This is a genomic window from Streptococcus sp. AM43-2AT (assembly GCF_003603405.1).
In the GTDB taxonomy this organism is placed as follows: Bacteria; Bacillota; Bacilli; order Lactobacillales; family Streptococcaceae; genus Streptococcus; species Streptococcus ilei.
Genome location: NZ_QTND01000002.1, coordinates 482,605 through 501,533, shown reverse-complemented (window position 1 = coordinate 501,533; position 18,929 = coordinate 482,605). Strand labels below are relative to the sequence as shown.

The window sequence follows — 18,929 nt, the reverse complement described above, 5'->3', positions numbered from 1 at the left end:
CTGGTCTGATAAGGACGGCCAAGATGATATCCGTTGGTACGAAGCGATTCGTCAATCAGATGGGACCTACAAGGTCAGCGTGAAGGCTTCTAACCATAAGAACTCGACAGGGACCTACCATGTTCATTTGTACTATATCCAGGGGGATGATAGTCGTGTTGGTATTGGAGCGACAACAGTACAAGTTGAAAACCGCAAGGCCAATACAAAAACACAGGCTCTTATAAAGAATGTCAATTCTGAAAAAGGAACATATACGGTCACGGTATACCAAGCTCCTCAAGGTCGACAAATTAAGCAAATCCGAGTTGCGGTTTGGTCCCAGCCTCATCAGGAAAACCTTCGTTGGTATTCAACGAAACCAAGTGGTGTGGAAACCAATGTCGACATTCTTGCCTTTAATCATGGGAATGTATCGGGGGACTATACTACACATGTTTATGTAGATTATACAGATGACAGTGTTGAAGGTTTTAATCTTGGAAAAACAAAACTATCCCCTCGTAATCCAAAAGTTGGTTCTCAAACTGCTTATTATTCTCAACGCGATCCTCGTTGGGGAGGGAAATGGTATGGTGTCAGCAACATGGACCAATCGGGCTGTGTTCCAACTTCCTTGGCTATGACTTTTACGGATATTCTCGGACGACAAGTGTTACCAACTACAGTAGCGGATTATCTGTATTACAATACCAATTCTTTTAATAAAATTGCTGTAGCCGGAACAGATGCCGATGGACTTGTTGCTGCTACGAATCATTGGGGCTTAAAGAGCCAAATGCTTACAGGGAAAGATGCAATTGCTGCAACCTTAGTATCCGGAAAACACGTTCTTGCTGCAGTTGAGGAAAGTATCTTTATCAATGCTCCTTATACGCATGAAATCGTCTTGCAAGGCTATGATAACGGGAAAACCTATGTAAGAGATCCATTTAATCCTGCCAACAACGGCTGGCACTCTATTGATTATATCTTCTCAGTAAAAAGTACCGATCCAATCGATGCTAAATTAGGTTCACCATTTTTCAGCATTTTTGCCTAAGGACTTTTCTATAATAGAAAGTCAACCAGCTCCGAAAGAGGGCTGGTTTTTTTGCATCCCTTTGATGACAGGAGAAGGCATTAGACAGGGAGCTTGTGTCAAAAAAAACTTATAAATACCCTAAGGATATCCATGCAAGGCCTTTAGGGGCGTTTTGGAAGGGTATAAAAAAGCTATGAAAACAAGGGATGAAGGGGTAAAATAGATTCAAAATAAACAGCTTGCAATCATATTTTTGGAGAGCTTAACCTAAATTGGCTGATTGATGCAGAAATCAAGAAAACTTATTTAAAAAGAAACACTAGGCTATTCATTTGTTCATTTAGAGACATTTTTTATAAAATCGTTGGCTTAATTGACTCATATATGATAAAAATGTAATGAGGAACTTTTTGGGTTCAAAATGATAAAAGGAGATGAAAGAATGAAAAAGAGACCGTCCTTATGGACAACCTTTTTGAAAAAAGGGTTTGCCCTCTTCACCATTTTAATGATGCTGGGTCAATTGGGTCAAGGTGCTGTAACAGCCTTGGCGCAAGAGCTAGCAGTCGGAGATAATGGTGCCTTAGATGTTAGCCTCTTGTATGGAGATAAACAAGACCATCCAGGTGGCATGGCCTATAATACGGGTGATACGATGTCTGGATACATCCAGATTACCCCTAAAAATCTGACAACAGATCTGGATGATGTAGTTGTGAACCTAGTCCTTCCAGGGAAATACTTGGATGAGGTCAATGTTCCCGAGTTCAATAGTAGCTCACAACATGATGCACCAGTTGTGACCAAGGTAGGGGATGATTACCATGTCAGCCTACATTTTACCAACTACCAAAAATCTGAGGTCTTGACCCTGCCATTTATCGCCAAGTTTAAGTTAGGATTTCCTCCGACCAACTACTCGATGGATATTACAGGGATGCTCAATATCAACGGTGCTGAGACTGCTTTAAATAGTATCACTTGGAAACCTCAATACAAGGACTATATCTTAACCAAGTTTGTCAATCAGAACTATGATGCGACCATGTCCAGAGACTATGCGGAAGCATCTCCAGGGATTGTAACTGGAGCAGATGGCAAAAAGTACATCGAAAAAGCTACTTCAGTTCCGTTTGCTTTCTTGTTAGATGGGATGCGTGGACAGTACAATGGTAGCTATCGTCAGTTGGAATCTGCAACAATCACAGATAAGCTGCCAACCTATACGGACAAAGATGGAAAAACTCGTACAGCGGTTCTAGATACAGAAAAATCAGAAGGTTGGGTCGATAATGGAGATGGTACGGTTTCAAAAACTTTTGTTGCCGATGCCAATGCCAATCCTCAAAACTATCATTCAGATTTGATGCAAAAAATTCAAGACAAGAGTTTCTTGTACTTGAAATTCCCTGATTTGGTCATGGAAAAAGACCAAACCTTAGAAGATGTCTTAGTGAAAGATTTGACCAATACGGCGTCTGTCGTGGGGATTCCTGCGGAACGTGGTGATGGAGAGCCGGATGTAACGGCTGAAGATTCTCTCATCTTCCGACTCACTTCACGTGACTTGGAAGGTAAAGGAGCCTTTGCTAAGCAAGCAGATGGAAATGTCTACGATTCGACAGACTACAAGGCGGCTAACTACAAGTGGCTCTTGAAATACAATAATACCACACCATTTGCTCAAAAGAATGTTGTCTTTTATGATGAGCAAGTAGACTCGCGCTTGAAGTTTACCAAAATTGAATATGGTCGTATGTTGATTGGAATCTATGGAAATGGACCTCTGATCAATCAATACGTGAAACGCATCATCCTAACCATGGAAGATGGCTCAACTAAAGAAATCCAACCAGAGGCAGACAAGGATGGATTTGGAAACATTGATTTGACCAAATATGGAACGGTTGTCGGCTGGAGACTGGAGATGAAAGATGACTTCGCGCTTCCATCTGGTCAAGGGATTTATATTTCTACCTATACAGCCTTCAAGGATCCAGAAAAGACCCATATCGATCAAAATGATGAGTCCAAGAATGCCTATGAAAATACTGGACGGATTACTTACAAAACTCAATCAGGAGCAGACAGAGACCAGTCTGCTAAATGGCAGTTCAAACTTCTTCCATTGACAGAAAATGTTGAACTGACTAAGAATACTGATTACAACAATGTCCGATTCACAGATGGGAAAAGCATTCGTTTTGCCCTATCTGCGGAAAATGTGCGTTTGGATCCAGGTAAGGACTACAAGGACTTGCGGGTGATTGACCTCTTTGATCCAAATACGCTGGATATTGACTTTAAAGATTTAGATAAATACTTTAACAATAGCAGTATGCCATGGAACAAGTCCTATGAGGTCATTGAAAACTACCACAACTCTGGACGTTCGGCCTTGATTATCCACTTGGATCAAAAGGAATTTATCAAACGCTCGCTAGAGACTGGTGGCCAAGTTCGTTTGCCATTTATCTATACCAAGCTGAAAGGGAAGGCTGATGGCGGAACCTTTACCAACCATATCTATATGGCAGGAGAAGGACTCTGGGATTTAGAAACTGCTAACCCGAATAAGGTTGCAGTAGATAGCTATGATTTGAATAACAATGGTTCGACAACGGATAAGGTTCCTCATGCGGAATCCAACTATACCATTGTCGCAGCTGAAGGGGTTTATTCTCGTAAGTTCATCGCCAAGAACGATGACTTGTCTGATGCTTCAACAGTAACTCGAACCTTTAAACCAGGGGAAACCTTTAATTACAAGTTGACCATTAAGAACAACACAGACAGGCCAGTTGAAAATACGGTGATTTATGACGTCCTCCCTAAAGTTGGAGATGTCAATACACTTGATGCTTCAGCCCGTAAGACAGAATACACAGTTAGTCTTCGCGGTCCGATCACTGCACCGGAAGGGTGGACAGCATACTACACAACGGACACCACAGTTACAGCTAGTACCATGGCACAAGCGGCAGATAGAGATATTTGGACAGCAGATGTCACAGACTATAGTAAAGTAACAGGAATCAAGGTTGTTGCCAATGAAGGAACCACGATTGGTGCACGTAGCCAAGTAGATATTGCTGTACCTGTTGTTAATCCAAGTGAATTGACAGACCAAGTTAAGCAATTGATGCTAGAACGTACAGAAGATAACAAGGACAATGGTGGCCGTTCAGGTGTTGTACAAGCCCATAACCAATTCGGTTATAGAGCCAAGGGCCATGAAGGAAACCGCGAATCCAACACCGTAACTTCTCAAATCTTTGCAGCAAGCTTCCATGTGAAGAAGGTTGATAAAGACGATACTAGCAAAGGATTAGCAGGTGCTGAGTTCACCTTGTCAGATGCTACTGGTGCTGTTCTTGCGACTCTAGTTTCTGATAAGGATGGCGATCTTGCCTTCACCACCCTAACAGAAGGAACTTACACGCTTAAAGAGACTAAAGCTCCAGACAACTACAAGTTGGATGAGACAGAACATGCAGTCCTTGTGACCTACGATGCGGATCAACAGCTCTACCATGTGACGATTGATGGCGAAGCGACTGGTTCAAAAGCTTCACCAAAAGTGATTGCAAATGAGAAAGATATTCATTATATCGATCTGGAAGCTTCAAAAGTTTGGGATGACCAAGACAATGTAGAAGGTCTTCGCCCAGAATCCATTGAGTTCCAATTGTACAAAAATGGAACAGCAGAAGGCAAACCAGTAGCCCTTTCAGCAGGAAATGACTGGAAAGTAACCTTTAACAATCTTCCAGATAAAGATAAAGACGGCAAGGTGATTACCTATACCGTTAAAGAAGTAAAAGTTCCAACTCATTATACAACTGATAGTCAAGAAGCACAGTTTGTTGATGGGAAAGCAACGATTACCAACAAGCGTACTCCTGAAACGACAGAAGTAACCGTGAAAAAAGTTTGGGATGATGCTCAAAATCAAGACGGTCTCCGTCCGTCAACCATCACGGTGCATCTCCTAGCAAACGGAGAGGAAGTGCAAACAGCCACTCTATCTGGTGAGGGAGATACATGGAGCCATAGCTTCACAGATTTACCAGTCTACAAGAATGGTCAAAAACTAGTCTATACGGTAACAGAAGATACAGTTGCTAACTACTCAACAGTTATCGAAGGTTCGACGATTACCAACAGCTACAAACCAGGCAAGACAAGTGTAACAGTGACCAAGAAGTGGGTTGATGCAGAAAACCAAGATGGCCTTCGTCCGAAGAGCATCAAGGTCCAACTCTATGCTAATGACCAAAAATCAGGTAAAGAGGTAGAACTTTCTGCAGATAACGACTGGACCTATACCTTCTCTGACTTGGATGAGAAAAAAGCTGGTCAAGCTGTTCAGTATACAGTGAAAGAGATTGAAGTACCGAAAGGGTATACTCAGACTGTAGAAGCGACCAATCCAGGTCAGGTAGTGATTAGCAATACGCACACTCCTTCTAAGACGAAAGTTCAAGTAACCAAGAAATGGGAAGATGCCAATAACCAAGATGGCCTTCGTCCAGCAACGATTACGGTCAAACTTTATAAAGATGGAGTTGCTACAGACCAGACCCTGGAATTATCAGAAGCTAACCAGTGGCAAGGATCTTTTGAAAATCTTAATGAAAAAGCAGCCGGTAAGGCCATTCACTACACTGTAAAAGAAGAGAATGTCCCAGAAGGCTATACCCTTTCGATTGATGACAAGGATCCAGCACATCCTATCTTGACCAATAAGCATGAGCCGACTGTCACTCAGGTTAAGGTAACCAAGAAATGGGAAGATGCTAATAACCAAGATGGCCTTCGTCCAAAAGAAATTCAAGTTCAATTGTATGCAGGTGATCAAGAGGTGGGCGAGAAAGTTGTCTTGTCTACTGACAATAAGTGGACTCATACCTTTACTAAACTTCCAGAAAAAGCAAATGGAGAGATCATTCACTATTCTGTTAAGGAAGTAGTAGTTCCTAAAGGCTACACCGTAACAGAAGAGAGACAGGAGAAGGGTGATATTGTCTTGACCAATACACATACCCCAAGTACGGTGGATATTCCAGTCATGAAGATCTGGGCTGACAATGACAACCAAGATGGCCTTCGTCCGGCTAAGATTACTGTGAATCTTTATGCCAACGGTGAAAAGGTGGCCCACAAAGATATCACAAGCGAGACAGATTGGAGAGAAACCTTTACTGGACTTCCTGAATTTAAGGATGGTAAGAAAATTGTCTACACTCTTCAAGAAGAACGAGTTGAGAATTATTCACCAAGTATTGACCAAGAAAGCTATACCATTACCAATACGCACACTCCAGGTAAGACGACCCTCTCTGTAACTAAACAGTGGGATGACCAAGAGGATAAAGACGGCCTTCGTCCGAAGAGTGTGAAAGTGCAACTGTATGCGGATGGTAAGAAGTCTGGTGAAGTCATTGAGTTGTCAGCTGAGAACAAGTGGACTCATACCTTTGCGAACTTAGACAAACATGTCAAGGGCAAAGCTGTCACCTATACGGTGGAAGAAGTCGATGTTCCAACAGGTTACCAAGTGACGAAAACAGATGATGGTCAAGGTAATGTTGTTCTAACCAATAAACATGAACCAACAAAACCAGTTACACCAGAGCCTAAGAAACCAGGTAAGAAGATTGGTTTCTTGCCAAGCACTGGTACAACCATCTCCTTGATTAGCTTGGTATTAGCCTTTGTGGTAGCAAGCAGTGCAGCTTATCTCCTTAAAAAGAAGAAAAAATAAGCGCATTTCTTGATTAACAATTGTTTAATCAATCGCGAGAATATAAGAGGCCCCTTAGGGGGCCTCTTTTTTCTGTGTGGTCAAAAATACAAAAAATTCTTGACAAACTAAAAAATTAGCGTTATTATTAACTAGTTAATTAACTGCTTAATAAACCGATTAAGAAAAAGAAAGGGATTATACATGTTTGGGAGGAAACTAAGTGCCTTAGGAATAGGATTCATCTGCCTCTTGTTCTTGGTGGCTTGTGGAAGCCAGAGAAGTTCGGGAGCTGACTCAACGAAAAAGGGGCTCAAAATTGTGACGAGTTTTTATCCTGTCTATTCCCTAGTTAAGGAGATTTCAGGCGATCGAAACGAAGTCTGGATGGTTCAGTCAGGCGCTGGGATTCATGATTACGAACCTTCAGCCAAGGAGACAGCCCAGATCTATGACGCGGATGTCTTTGTTTACCATTCTCACACACTCGAATCTTGGGCCGGACGTCTAGACCCTAGCTTGCAAAACTCGAAACTGCGGGTCATCGAAGCCAGCAAAGGGATGGAATTGGATAAGGTTGCTGGATTAGAGGATATTGAGGATACGGCAGGCAAGGATGCAAAAAACTTGTATGACCCTCATACTTGGATGGATCCACTGAAAATTGCTGAAGAAGGAAAGATCATCGCCCAAGAGTTGGGAGACATCGATCCAGAAAATAGAAGTTATTATGAGGCCAATGCCCAAAAACTTGAAAAACGGTGTGAGGCTTTGGTGGCCAAATACCAGCCTCTCTTTGAAAAAGGGGCACAAAAGACCTTCGTGACCCAGCATACAGCCTTCTCTTATCTAGCCAAGCGCTTTGGCCTGAAACAATTAGGAATCGCAGGGATCTCGCCTGAGCAGGAACCAACAGCCCGTCAATTGGTTGAGATTCAGCAGTTTGTCAAGGACTATCAAGTTCAGACGATCTTTGTTGAGAAGCATACCTCGTCCAAGGTAGCCGATAGCATTGCCAAGGCGACAGGGGCAAAAGTGAAGGTTTTAGATCCTCTCGAAGCGGATCCGGAAAATAACAAAGATCTCTTAGAGAACTTAGAAGAAAATATGGCTAGTCTAGCGAAAGAATTACAGGAGTGAGTAAAAAAGAAATGAAGAAAAAAGCAACAATTGGATTAGTAGCAACCTTAGGTTTGGGTTTATGCGCCTATGCCTTAAGTCAGCAAGCACCAGTCAAGGAAGACAAAAAGAATCAGAATCAGGTGCAGTATTTACAAGGAGACAAGAAAAAGTCAGATAGCCGCTCAAACAAGCAGGAAGAAAGCATTGAAACCGTCAACTCGAAGGAAAAGATCCAGGCAGAGCAGATTGTGGTCAAAATTACGGATGAGGGCTTTGTGACTTCCCATGGAGATCATTTCCATTACTACAATGGTAAAGTCCCTTACGATGCGATTTTTAGTGAGGAGCTGATTTTACGTGATCCTACTTACCAACTGCAGCAATCGGATATTGTCACACAGGTGCGAGATGGCTATATTATCAAGAAGGATGGGACCTACTACCTCTACCTAACCAATCCGAAACATACGCTGAATGTCCGTTCGGTGGAGGAAATTGCCCAACAGAAAAATGGTGAGCTGGTTTCAGATTCGAAAGAGAGTGTCCAAAAAGCTGGGCAAACTCGTGATTTTAGTCAGCCAAGTCAGGCTTTACGAGAAGGGAAAACAGTAGCCAGTCTAACAGCAGGAGTCAAGCCTAGCCAGGGTGGCTACCGGACAGATGACGGCTATGTCTTCCATCCTGGGGATGTGATTTCTGATACAGGAGATGGTTTTATTGTTCCGCATGGTGGACACTACCACTATATTCCGAAGAGTGCCTTATCAGCTGGAGAATTATATGCTGCCTTAGCAGTTCTAAATGGAGGAGGAAAAAGTGAAGTAAATCCCATTGCTCCATCTTCTAGCCAGCTAGCTTCATCAGTTAATCCGAATCAGCCAATCGCAGACCCGGTCACTCCAACGATTACAGCATCTGTGCCTCATCCAACAGTGACGAATAAAGGGAAAACCTTACCGAGCCTTTTGGAAGAGTTGAAAAATACTCCACTTTCAGCTCGCCATGTTGAGTCGGATGGTTCTGTCTTTGATCCAAGTAAGATTACCAAATGGACAGATCAAGGAGTAGTGTATCCTCACGGGGATCATTTCCATTTCATTCCTTATAGTCGCCTTTCGCCTCTAGAGCGGGAGTTGGCACGACAGTTCCAACTATCCCGTACACAAGGTGGAAGTATCACAAAAGAAGAGAGTCCAACTCAACCTTCAAGTCCAGAGACAAAACCAGTCGATCAGAATCCTCATCACAAGCATGATCATGAAGACCATGAAGCCGATCATGATCATCATCATGAAAATGAACAGGCCCATGAGCACGATCATGGTTTCCATGCAGATCATGTCATTAGCAAGGATGACGAGGGCTATATGGTCGCTCACGGAGACCATGCGCATTACTTCTACAAGAAGGATCTCTCTCCTCAAGAGATCGCAGCGGCAGAGGCAGTGTTAGCTGGTAAGAAGGAAGAAGACAAGGGTCAACCACTGACAGATGATGTAGCGACCTATTCGCGAGATGCTTCGGATGAAGAAAAAATTCAGTACATTAGCCAGACTTACGGCGTCCCTCGGGAAGCTATCAAGATTTCCAATGGTTTCTTTGTATTTAACAATCCAGACCAAGAATACGATCCAACCCATATCCACCCTTATGCAGTACGGAAGGAACATGTTCGGATTCCGCTTGAAACAGGAAATCCCGAGCTAGACTTTATCAACGAGCTTTATGCAACAGCACTTCGCTCCGGTATTTCACCATATACGATGCAAATCGAGAACGGCCAGTTTGTCATTCCGCATGGAGACCATAACCACTACATCAAGGTACGCTCAGCAGGATTGGCGGACTACTTGGCTCACCGTCTACCGACCATCCAAGCAACTTACCAGAAAGGTGACTTGGACCAGAAAGCTGTAGAGGACAAGGTCAACCAACTCCTAGCAGAAAGTCGGACTTTGTACGCATCAGACCCTCTGCAACAACGACGGATTGAGTTGAACTTGGGTCAATTCTTAGAAACAGTTAGAAACTTCCCAAGCAATTCGACAGCAGGCTACTTGGCGAGTCTTGACCAAGTTGATAAAGAATATATCCATGCGACCCAAGAAGTCAAGCCAAAAGAAGAAACAGCCTTGGATCGTCGCTATCAGGAATTGTTGGAACAGGTTCGCTTGCTTGATACCGAAGCCTTCCAACTCAAGAAAGAAAGCCTTGTTTCTCAATTGCAGGAAGCCTATACAGCTAAAGATAGCCAAGGCTTGGATCAGCAAGGAAAATTGTTGCAAGCTATTCAGGAGATGCAAGATCGGACTGGTGTGACTTCGGTGGACTACCTCAAGTATTTCTACCAAAGTTTAAGCGATGTGCGTTTGACACCGGAATTGCGTGCGACAGCAGCAGACCTTGCTTTGAAGCTTTACCGGGCTCAGGCCTTTGAAGAAGCTTGGGACTCAAAAGCCCATTTCATGGAACTCTACCAAGCTAAGCAAGCGATTGACCAGCTACTGTCCCAAGAAAATGCTCCAACCTATCCAATTGACAAAACAGTTCTGGATCAAAAGGGAGCCGATGCTCCATCCTATAACCTAGCTGTTTACGACTTCCTCAAAGGGGTCTATGGTGACTTGGATGAAAAGACAGAGTCCCGTCAACGCTCTAGTATCTTGACAACCCTTTTGGAACAAATCAACTCTCTTTTGCCACAAGTAGAAGAAAGCAAGCGTCCTGCTTTTGAAGAACGTTTAGAACAGGTACGCCAAGAGCCCGATGCTGACAAGGCCTTGACTGCTGGAAAAACTCTTTTGCGTGAAGTTGGTGAAACGATTGAACAACAAAAGCAAAAGAAAACAGAAGAACCAAAACTTGGAGACGTGGCCCTCTATCAAGAGATTTATAACCAGTTGATCGCTCTCCACCAACAATTGGTTGAAAAGGGGGCCAGTGATGCTCAGTTTGAACGCTTAGAAGCTCTCTTTGATCAACTAGCTGATCCAAAGAGCGACAAGAAAGCCTTGCTACAAGCGATCCAAGCTCTTCGAGATGAATTGCTAGCAGCTCCATCGACAGCAGTGGCGGAAGCAGACAAAGCAGACCCAGAACCTCAAAGTCCTGCCACAATCGATCCTAGCCTAAATAAGGAAGAGGCTTCAGATCCTGCTCAGACCCCATCACCAGAGTCAGAAAAAACAGAAGCCAGTCCAGTCGTAAGTGAAGAAACGACGGAATAGGACCAATGCAGAAATAACAGAAAGAGGCTGGGACAAAAGTCCTAGCCTCTCAATTGTTTTTGGATTGTCGAGCAAGACGCAGTGGTTGAGTGGGCTCTACTAGGCTGATTTCATCAGCTTTTACAGCCCTACTCAACTGTGCGGAGGTGGGACGACGAAATCGAATTCTAACGAATGACCGATTTCTGTCCCACTCTCTTTTAAGCCTTTCTCAAAACTTGGAGAAGGGGCCTCAACTTGAATTTTCTCTAAGGTAAAGGGATGGGTAAGCCGCAAGCGGTGGGCATGGAGCATGAGACGAGGCGCTCTTTCTGGGTTATAGAGAGGGTCACCCACGATCGGATGGCCATGATGAGAGAGGTGGACTCGGATCTGGTGGGTGCGACCTGTCTGGAGCTGACAGTTGACTAAGCTGGTGCGCTTGAAAGTCTTTAAGCTAGTCACATGGGTTTCCGCATAGAGGCCCTTTCGAGGATCGACAATACGCTTGCGTCGATCATGGCGATCACGGCCTAATTTGTCCTTATAAACCAGTTGCTTTTTGGGTAAGGTGCCTAAGATTAGGGCCCAATAGTCTCGTTGAATTTTCTTGTCTTCTAGCAGCCGATTCAGGACGGGTAAGACAAAGGGATTCTTGGCAAAGACAAGAGCTCCACTGGTTTCCTTGTCCAAGCGATGAACGACATAACAGGTCTTCCCAACATAAGTGGAGACATGATTAAGAAGGGCGATTTCATCTGGTTGATTGGCGTGTGTTTTCATGCCTTCCGGCTTGTTTACGATGATGAGGTGCTCATCTTCATAGAGGGTTTCGACCAGGCTAGCATCCCCTGTCAAGAGATCCTTTTCTTCATAATCTTCCGGATCAAAGGTGAGGGTGAGTTGGTCACCCGCTTCAAGCATTGATTGCCAGTGGACGGTCTCCCCATTGACTTGGACATGTTTTTTGGTTCGCAAAAAATGACGAATCTTTCGTGGGATGAGAAAATAATCTTCAAGGGCCTCTTTGACCGTCATAGCGGGCAAGGCGCTTGGTATCGTTATAGTATACTGCATAGTGTTATTGTATCAGAAAGCAAAGGGAAAGAAAAGATGAGAAGGAGGAAAAGGAGAGGAGAAACAAGTTGCTAAAACCCGCTCTAGAGAGGACTTGATGGCAACCTTAAAGAAAACTAAAAGCATCCGTTTCTGCGAAGGTCTTTCTTGTCTAGACGTTAGGAAGGTGATAAAATAGGGACTATGAATAAATTAAAAGAATTAATGGAGGGAATGATTCGTCATTTCCAACGAGAGAAAGAACCTAGGAAGATTGCGGAAGAGGTTGAGTTATCAACGGACGGGGAGGAGCAAGCTCCAACCTATAGCCGGTCGGAGAATTCACGGAGAAAATCTCACTCTCAACATCCGATCAGACGCTTTTGGCGCAAGTATCACTTGACCAAGATCTTCTTATTGATTGGCCTGACCTTTAGTCTCGTCGTCGGAGGTTACCTTTTCTACATAGCCAAGACGACCAATGTAGCGGATCTGCAAAACGCCCTCAAGGCGACCACGATCATCTATGATAAAGATGGGAATCAAGCAGGTAGCCTAACGGGGCAAAAAGGGACCTATGTTGAGTTAGATGCGATTAGCGAAAACTTACAAAATGCGGTTGTTGCGACGGAAGACCGAAGTTTCTACAAAAATAGTGGGATTAACTACGGTCGTTTCTTCCTGGCGATTTTGACTGCCGGTCGCTCAGGTGGGGGATCGACGATCACCCAGCAGTTGGCCAAAAATGCCTATCTTTCTCAGGATCAGACGGTTGAGCGGAAGGCCAAGGAGTTCTTCCTGGCCCTCGAGATTAACAAAAAATATAGTAAGCAAGAAATCCTGACCATGTACCTCAACAATGCCTATTTTGGAAATGGGGTTTGGGGGATTGAAGATGCTTCTAAGAAGTATTTTGGTGTCTCCGCTAGTGAGTTGACTTTGGATCAGTCAGCTGTCCTTGCCGGTATGCTCAAGGGGCCAGAAATTTATAATCCCCTTTATTCAGTCGAGAACGCCACCAATCGTCGCAATACGGTCCTACAAAATATGGTGGCAGCTGGTTATATCGACCAAGCCACAGCAGATCAATCCGCTGCAGTCGACATTCATGGACAGCTGGTGGATGCCTATGAAGGCAAGTCAGAAGATTATCGCTACCCGTCCTATTTTGATGCGGTTATCAATGAGGCTGTCAACGAATATGGTCTAACAGAAGAAGATATCATCAAGAATGGTTACCGGATCTACACAGAGATGGACCAGAATTACCAAGCCAGCATGCAGGTCATCTACGACAATGTAGATCTCTTCCCAGTTGCCGAAGATGGCACGCGGGCAGAATCTGGTAGTGTAGCCCTGGATCCTAAGACCGGAGGAGTGCGGGCGATCGTTGGACGCGTGGCTAGTGACCAAGATGTTGGCTTCAGAAGTTACAACTATGCGACTCAATCTGCGAGAAGTCCTGGTTCTACCATTAAACCTCTCGTCGTGTATAGTCCAGCTGTTGCAAACGGCTGGTCGACCAACAAAGAACTGGACAATACGACTAAGGTCTACGGTAGTTATACAGTCGATAACTACGGCGGCATTCAAGGTAGCCCGACTGTCCCTATGTACCAAGCTTTGGCAGAATCTCTCAACCTTCCAGCTGTAGCGACAGCCAATGAGTTGGGGCTCAATACTGTCTTTGATTACGGGAAAAAATTTGGTCTCGATATGGACAAGGTGGACAGATCTCTCGGAGTTGCCCTCGGATCTGGTGTGACGACCAATCCGCTTCAGATGGCTCAGGCCTATGGAACCTTTGCCAACGATGGAGTGATGAACGATGCCCATCTCATTACGAAGATTGAAAATGCTAGCGGTCAGGTCGTGAAAAGTCATAGTCAAAAATCGAAACGCGTGCTCAGCAGCTCCGCCAATAGAAAGATGACCAATATGATGTTGGGAACCTTTACCAACGGTACGGGTGTCAACGCAGCACCATATGGCTATACCATGGCTGGTAAAACAGGAACGACTGAAACGGATTTCAACCCCGATCTTTCCGGAGACCAGTGGGTCATTGGCTACACGCCAGATGTGGTCATTAGCCAGTGGCTAGGATTCCCTAAGACGGATGAAACCCACTATTTGACAGGAACCAGTGCAGAGACTGCATCAGTGATCTTCCGAAATGTAGCCAATAGCGTCCTTCCTTATACAGAAGGAACCAGCTTTGATAATGAGGAAAATTCTTACCAGGAAAATGGAATTGCTCCTGTCGGTCAAGAAACAGAAACGGAGAGTCCAGAAGAGGACAAGGGCTTCTTTGATACGGTCAAAGAACGCGCTGCAGGGATCGTAGACGATGCCAAAAAAGCCATCGATGAAGCAGATATTCCTGGAAAAGCACAAAATGCCTGGGATACTTTCAAAGGTTGGTTTGGATTCTAAAAATAGATGCTTAAAAGAGGCTGGGACAAAAGTCCTATCCTCTTAACTGTCTTTGGATTGTCGAGCAAGACGCAGTGGTTGAGTGCTCAAAGCACTGCTTTGAGGTGGTGGATAGAACTTGCGAAGCAATTATCCTAAGTCTTTGTTCGCTTTTTAAGCTTCAAAGATGCCCTATGTTGACGGAAACTTTGTTTCCTTTATCTGCAACCTTCAACAGTCTCCCAGACTGTTGAAGCTGTGCGGAGGTGGGACGACGAAATCGAATTCTTACGAATGACCGATTTCTGTCCAACTCTCTCGGGAGTTTTGAAAGCAAAACAGTTTGGGAAACTGTTTTGGCCTGAGCCCAGAAATTAAAGAGCGAAGAGATTCAAAACTAATTGAACACGGGCTACGGATTGTGTCAAAAAGATAAGTACTCCTAGAATCTAAAGATTCTGAGTCGAACTTCCTATTTTGACTTAATCCGTGAACGCCCTTTGTATCTTGGTTAAGTCATGGAACTTCTTCGAAGTTTGCTGACGTCCGTACTCACCTAAGGAAAGTTTCTGAGAAGATTTTGAATGGAAAGGATTTTTTAAATAATTTTCCTTGCTTAGATAGCTATCGATAGGGTGCTAAAAAAGCCTTCAGATGATCTGAAAGGCTTTTATTTTTAGGTTTGTTACAAGTCTTTATCAGAGACGCTAAAGGTATCTCCATGTTCAAAGTCACCGTATTGGTAACCACGTTTGAACCAGCGCATCCGTTGTTCAGAAGTCCCGTGGGTGAAGCTATCGGGAACGGAGTAGCCATAGGCTTGTTCTTGAAGGGTGTCATCTCCCACGGCGTGGGCAGCATTGAGCGCTTCTTCGATATCTCCCGTCTCCATGAGGCCTTGCTCTTCAATGTAGCGAGCCCACATACCCGCATAATAGTCAGCCTGAAGTTCCAAACGGACATTTAAGGCATTTTTTTCTGTCTCACTTTTCCCTCGGATGGCTCGCTGGTAACTCTGAAGAGTCCCCAATTCGTTTTGGATGTGGTGGCCGACTTCGTGAGCGATGACATAAGCCATGGCAAAATCACCGCTAGCCTTGTATTTGGTGGTTAGCTCTTTGTAAAAGCTGATATCCAAATAGATCTTTTGGTCTGTCGGACAGTAGAAGGGACCGGCAGATGCTTGGCCTACCCCACAGCCAGTTCGAGTTTGACCTGTATAGAAAACCAAGGTTGGCTTGTGATAGGTCCGCCCTTCATTTTGGAAGGTTTGCCCCCAGAAATCCTCAGTCGTTCCAAGGACTTGACTGACGAATTTGCTATCTCCATCACTCACCTGGGTATTGCTTTGGCGAGTGACTTGGCCTGAGTTATAGTTCTGCGTGCTTTGACCTTGGTCAAAGAGCCCGCTCAATCCAGCCCCGCCGCTCAAAAAGATGAGGACCAGAATCAAGATTAGTTTACTCTTGAAGCTTCCAGGTGAGAGGAGGATTTGTAAAATACCACCCCCTAAATTCCCACCAGAGCGGCCAGATGAGTAGCTTCCGCCACTTTGCCCGCGACGGTCTTCAATGTTTTTACTTTCTTTCAGATGATCGCTTTTCATAATTTCTCCTTTATCTCCTATATTGTACCAAATCGTAGAGAAAAGCCAAACAAAATGCGCTTCCAGAGAGCAGAAGAACTTGTCAAATAGTAGAAAACTTGCTATAATGGTGTGAATGGAGGCGTTATGGCATTAAAAAAAGCAAGTCTAGCGTGTACGGTTTGTGGGTCACGCAACTACTCAATCAAGTTGAGTGCGACGCCAAAACCAAAACGTCTAGAAGTTAACAAATTTTGTAAACATTGTAGCAAATATACAATTCATAAAGAAACCAGATAGGAGAATGTTGTGAAATTTTTTAAAGATATTTTTGTCTTGCTGAAAAACACGACTTGGCCAAATCGCAAGGAAAGATGGAAAAATTTTATCTCAGTAATTGAGTACACCGCTTTTTTTGTAGCTTTGATTTATTTGTTTGACCAAGTAGTGGCTAAAGGTATTTTGAAGATCATCGATATGTTCTAAAAAAAGAAACAAATCTGCGTCCCATGTGGATGCTTTTTTTCTTGTCTTGCTAAAGAAAAACAAGAGAAACTTCTTTGATTTCTCCGGTTTTATGTTATAATGGAGCTAGGAAAACAAGAGCCAGAAGGCTTTTTTTAGTATCGTGATGAAACGAACCCCTTCTGGTAGATAAGAAAGGAAATAAAAATGGATAGTTTTGACAAAGGCTGGTTTGTCCTACAGACCTACTCAGGATATGAAAACAAAGTGAAGGAAAACCTTCTTCAACGCGCACAAACATATAACATGTTGGAAAACATCTTGCGTGTAGAAATCCCTACTCAAACTGTGCAAATTGAGAAGAACGGGAAAACAAAAGAAATCGAAGAAAATCGTTTCCCTGGTTATGTCTTGGTAGAAATGGTCATGACGGATGAAGCTTGGTTTGTCGTTCGGAATACACCAAACGTAACTGGATTTGTTGGATCACACGGGAACCGTTCAAAACCAACTCCCCTTTTGGAAGATGAAATCCGTAACATCTTGATCTCAATGGGACAAACCGTTCAAGATTTCAACATTGATGTGAAGGTAGGAGATACTGTACGCATCATCGATGGAGCTTTTGCAGATTACACTGGTAAGATCACAGAAATCGATAACAACAAGGTGAAAATGATTATCACCATGTTTGGAAATGACACTGTGGCAGAAGTCAACCTCAATCAAATTGCAGAATTGTAATGGATGAAAGAGAGTGGGACAGAAATCGGTCATTCGTTAGAATTCGATTTCGTCGTCCCACCTCCGCACAGCTTCAACAGTCTGGGAGACTGTTGAAGGTTGCAGATAAAGGAAACTTTGTTTCCCTCATTAGGTCATATTTGGAGCTTAAAAGCGAACAAAGACTTAGGATACTTGCTTCGCAAGTTCTATCCACCACCTCAAAGCAGTGCTTTGAGCACTCAACCACTGTGTCTTGCTAGACAATCAAAAAACAATTAAGAGGCTAGGACTTTTGTCCCAGCCTCTTATTCAAAGAAACCCTCCAAGACGTTGGTCTTGGAGGGTTTGTGTGTTATGAAAAGGACTTCTATCCCATCGGTGAGAAAAGCAGCTAAGCGCTTGAATAGGATTAGAAAAGAATCCCGAAAAAGGGATTTTTATGCAGGTTCAGAGACTTGGAAGACTGTTTCTTTGTCAAAACCGACAGAGTAGTCCTTTCCGTCTTCACCTTTCCAAGTAAAAATCGTCGCGTAGCCAAAGACGAAAACAGTTTCTGGACGGCCGTGTTTTTCAATGACTTCTTTAGCTGTCATTCCAGGTTGAATATCCTTGAGATTCGTAACCTTTTTAGAGTTAGGCAAGGTTGCAATTTTGTTAGTGGCTTGACCTTTTTCATTAAAATCAATCAAGATAGCACTGCCATCTCCATGCCAGTAAGCACCATTGCCAGAAGTGGAATCAGTAGGACCTAACTTGCTGATGGCTTCTTCTTTTGAAGTAGGAGCAAGGGCTTCATTTCCAACAAGGATTTCCACTTTAATTTCTTTGAAGGCAGCCCATTTTGGCATTTCAGGGATATCCCCGATAGCTTCCAGTGATTCTCCTTGGTCCATCAAACTCATTGTATAGTTAGGATCCTCGCGCGTGTTAGAGTCTGAAGAGCTAGAAGAATGATCGTCATCGAAACCTGATGAAAAATCCTTTTTGCTAGATGACTTTTTAGAGTATGAACTTCTAGAACTCTTAGAGCTTTTAGAGGTTTTTTTAGAGCTACTTACAAGAGGTTTTCTTTGTTGAGTCTCTTTTTGTGCTGGTTGGCAAGCGGCGAGCATGGCCAAAGAGAGGATGCTGAGAGCAGATAAGGTCACTTTTTTCATCATATCTTTTCCTTTCATGATTGGAAAACACAATCACTGACAAAGGGGTGAAAGTGAGATTCAATCAAGCTGATGTATCAAAAAAGCCCATTGCTGGGCTCATTGATATTTGTTTGTGAAGGCGGTAGACGGATTTGAACCGACGATCAAGCTTTTGCAGAGCCGTGCCTTACCACTTGGCTATACCGCCACAACATATTCTATTTTATCTTAAAAATCAGATAAGGTCAAGAAAAAATTTCAGACAAAAGGTCTATGAAAGGGAAAGAATGAGAATTTTGCAGAAAAAATAAAGGAAGGAGGGAGACTCTGAAGAAAAGCAGGAATGTCTAGGAATTTCTCTCAAATGACTTGCAAAAAGCTTCTAAATCTGCTATACTGATAAAGTTGCGTAAAGCAATAAATACTCATCCCGGAACCATTGTGG

Annotated in this window: 11 protein-coding genes and 1 tRNA gene; 8 read left to right on the top strand and 4 right to left on the bottom strand. The window is 43.6% G+C overall.

Going from position 1 to position 18,929, the window contains the following annotated elements:
- The 4 genes from DW930_RS06935 to DW930_RS06920 all read left to right on the top strand — a co-directional run.
- Positions 1-1,042 (top strand): GBS Bsp-like repeat-containing protein (locus tag DW930_RS06935; RefSeq protein ID WP_207801604.1); only part of this gene is annotated, 1,042 nt, incomplete at its 5' end.
- A gap of 424 nt (positions 1,043-1,466) precedes the next feature.
- Positions 1,467-6,791 (top strand): Cna B-type domain-containing protein, encoded by a 5,325-nt coding sequence (locus tag DW930_RS06930; RefSeq protein ID WP_123159638.1) that lies wholly within the window; start codon positions 1,467-1,469, stop codon positions 6,789-6,791.
- Positions 6,792-6,974: 183 nt separating this feature from the next.
- Positions 6,975-7,910 (top strand): zinc ABC transporter substrate-binding protein, encoded by a 936-nt coding sequence (locus tag DW930_RS06925; protein ID WP_123159637.1) that lies wholly within the window; start codon positions 6,975-6,977, stop codon positions 7,908-7,910.
- A gap of 11 nt (positions 7,911-7,921) precedes the next feature.
- Entirely contained in the window at positions 7,922-11,119 is a 3,198-nt protein-coding gene (locus DW930_RS06920; protein WP_123159643.1) for a pneumococcal-type histidine triad protein, read from the top strand.
- 132 nt (positions 11,120-11,251) lie between these two features.
- Here DW930_RS06920 and DW930_RS06915 read toward each other — a convergent pair whose 3' ends face one another.
- Positions 11,252-12,175, bottom strand: coding sequence for an RluA family pseudouridine synthase (locus tag DW930_RS06915; RefSeq protein WP_227877757.1), 924 nt, complete (start codon positions 12,173-12,175; stop codon positions 11,252-11,254).
- Between the two features lie 183 nt (positions 12,176-12,358).
- Between DW930_RS06915 and pbp2a the strand changes: the two genes are divergently transcribed.
- Positions 12,359-14,590, top strand: coding sequence for a penicillin-binding protein PBP2A (gene pbp2a, locus DW930_RS06910; RefSeq protein ID WP_123159636.1), 2,232 nt, complete (start codon positions 12,359-12,361; stop codon positions 14,588-14,590).
- A gap of 664 nt (positions 14,591-15,254) precedes the next feature.
- On the opposite strand, the gene DW930_RS06905 is transcribed toward pbp2a, so the two are convergent.
- Positions 15,255-16,175 carry a neutral zinc metallopeptidase gene (locus tag DW930_RS06905; protein WP_123159635.1) on the bottom strand — a complete coding sequence of 307 codons (921 nt, stop codon included), beginning with the start codon at positions 16,173-16,175 and terminating at the stop codon, positions 15,255-15,257.
- A gap of 126 nt (positions 16,176-16,301) precedes the next feature.
- Here DW930_RS06905 and rpmG point away from each other — a divergent pair, with 126 nt between their 5' ends.
- The 3 genes from rpmG (at position 16,302) to nusG (ending at position 17,363) form a co-directional block, all read left to right on the top strand.
- Positions 16,302-16,454, top strand: coding sequence for a 50S ribosomal protein L33 (rpmG, locus tag DW930_RS06900; RefSeq protein ID WP_006595433.1), 153 nt, complete (start codon positions 16,302-16,304; stop codon positions 16,452-16,454).
- A gap of 9 nt (positions 16,455-16,463) precedes the next feature.
- Positions 16,464-16,640, top strand: a complete 177-nt coding sequence (gene secE / locus DW930_RS06895; RefSeq protein WP_023024653.1) for a preprotein translocase subunit SecE — start codon at positions 16,464-16,466, stop codon at positions 16,638-16,640.
- A 186-nt stretch (positions 16,641-16,826) separates the two neighbouring features.
- Positions 16,827-17,363, top strand: a complete 537-nt coding sequence (gene nusG, locus DW930_RS06890; protein WP_006595435.1) for a transcription termination/antitermination protein NusG — start codon at positions 16,827-16,829, stop codon at positions 17,361-17,363.
- A 419-nt stretch (positions 17,364-17,782) separates the two neighbouring features.
- Here the strand turns inward: nusG and DW930_RS06885 are convergent, their stop codons facing one another.
- On the bottom strand, positions 17,783-18,505 hold the full coding sequence (locus DW930_RS06885) for a hypothetical protein (RefSeq protein ID WP_243635763.1): 723 nt from the start codon (positions 18,503-18,505) through the stop codon (positions 17,783-17,785).
- Positions 18,506-18,621: 116 nt separating this feature from the next.
- Positions 18,622-18,692, bottom strand: a tRNA-Cys gene (locus tag DW930_RS06880).
- Positions 18,693-18,929 lie beyond the last annotated feature (237 nt).

Excerpts from the sequence above, each read along its gene's own strand:
- DW930_RS06930 (WP_123159638.1), top strand. The coding sequence starts at position 1,467 with ATGAAAAAGAGACCGTCCTTATGGACAACCTTTTTGAAAAAAGGGTTT.
- DW930_RS06925 (WP_123159637.1), top strand. The coding sequence starts at position 6,975 with ATGTTTGGGAGGAAACTAAGTGCCTTAGGAATAGGATTCATCTGCCTC.
- DW930_RS06920 (WP_123159643.1), top strand. The coding sequence starts at position 7,922 with ATGAAGAAAAAAGCAACAATTGGATTAGTAGCAACCTTAGGTTTGGGT.
- DW930_RS06915 (WP_227877757.1), bottom strand. The coding sequence starts at position 12,175 with ATGCAGTATACTATAACGATACCAAGCGCCTTGCCCGCTATGACGGTC.
- pbp2a (WP_123159636.1), top strand. The coding sequence starts at position 12,359 with ATGAATAAATTAAAAGAATTAATGGAGGGAATGATTCGTCATTTCCAA.
- DW930_RS06905 (WP_123159635.1), bottom strand. The coding sequence starts at position 16,175 with ATGAAAAGCGATCATCTGAAAGAAAGTAAAAACATTGAAGACCGTCGC.
- rpmG (WP_006595433.1), top strand. The coding sequence starts at position 16,302 with ATGGCATTAAAAAAAGCAAGTCTAGCGTGTACGGTTTGTGGGTCACGC.
- nusG (WP_006595435.1), top strand. The coding sequence starts at position 16,827 with ATGGATAGTTTTGACAAAGGCTGGTTTGTCCTACAGACCTACTCAGGA.
- DW930_RS06885 (WP_243635763.1), bottom strand. The coding sequence starts at position 18,505 with ATGATGAAAAAAGTGACCTTATCTGCTCTCAGCATCCTCTCTTTGGCC.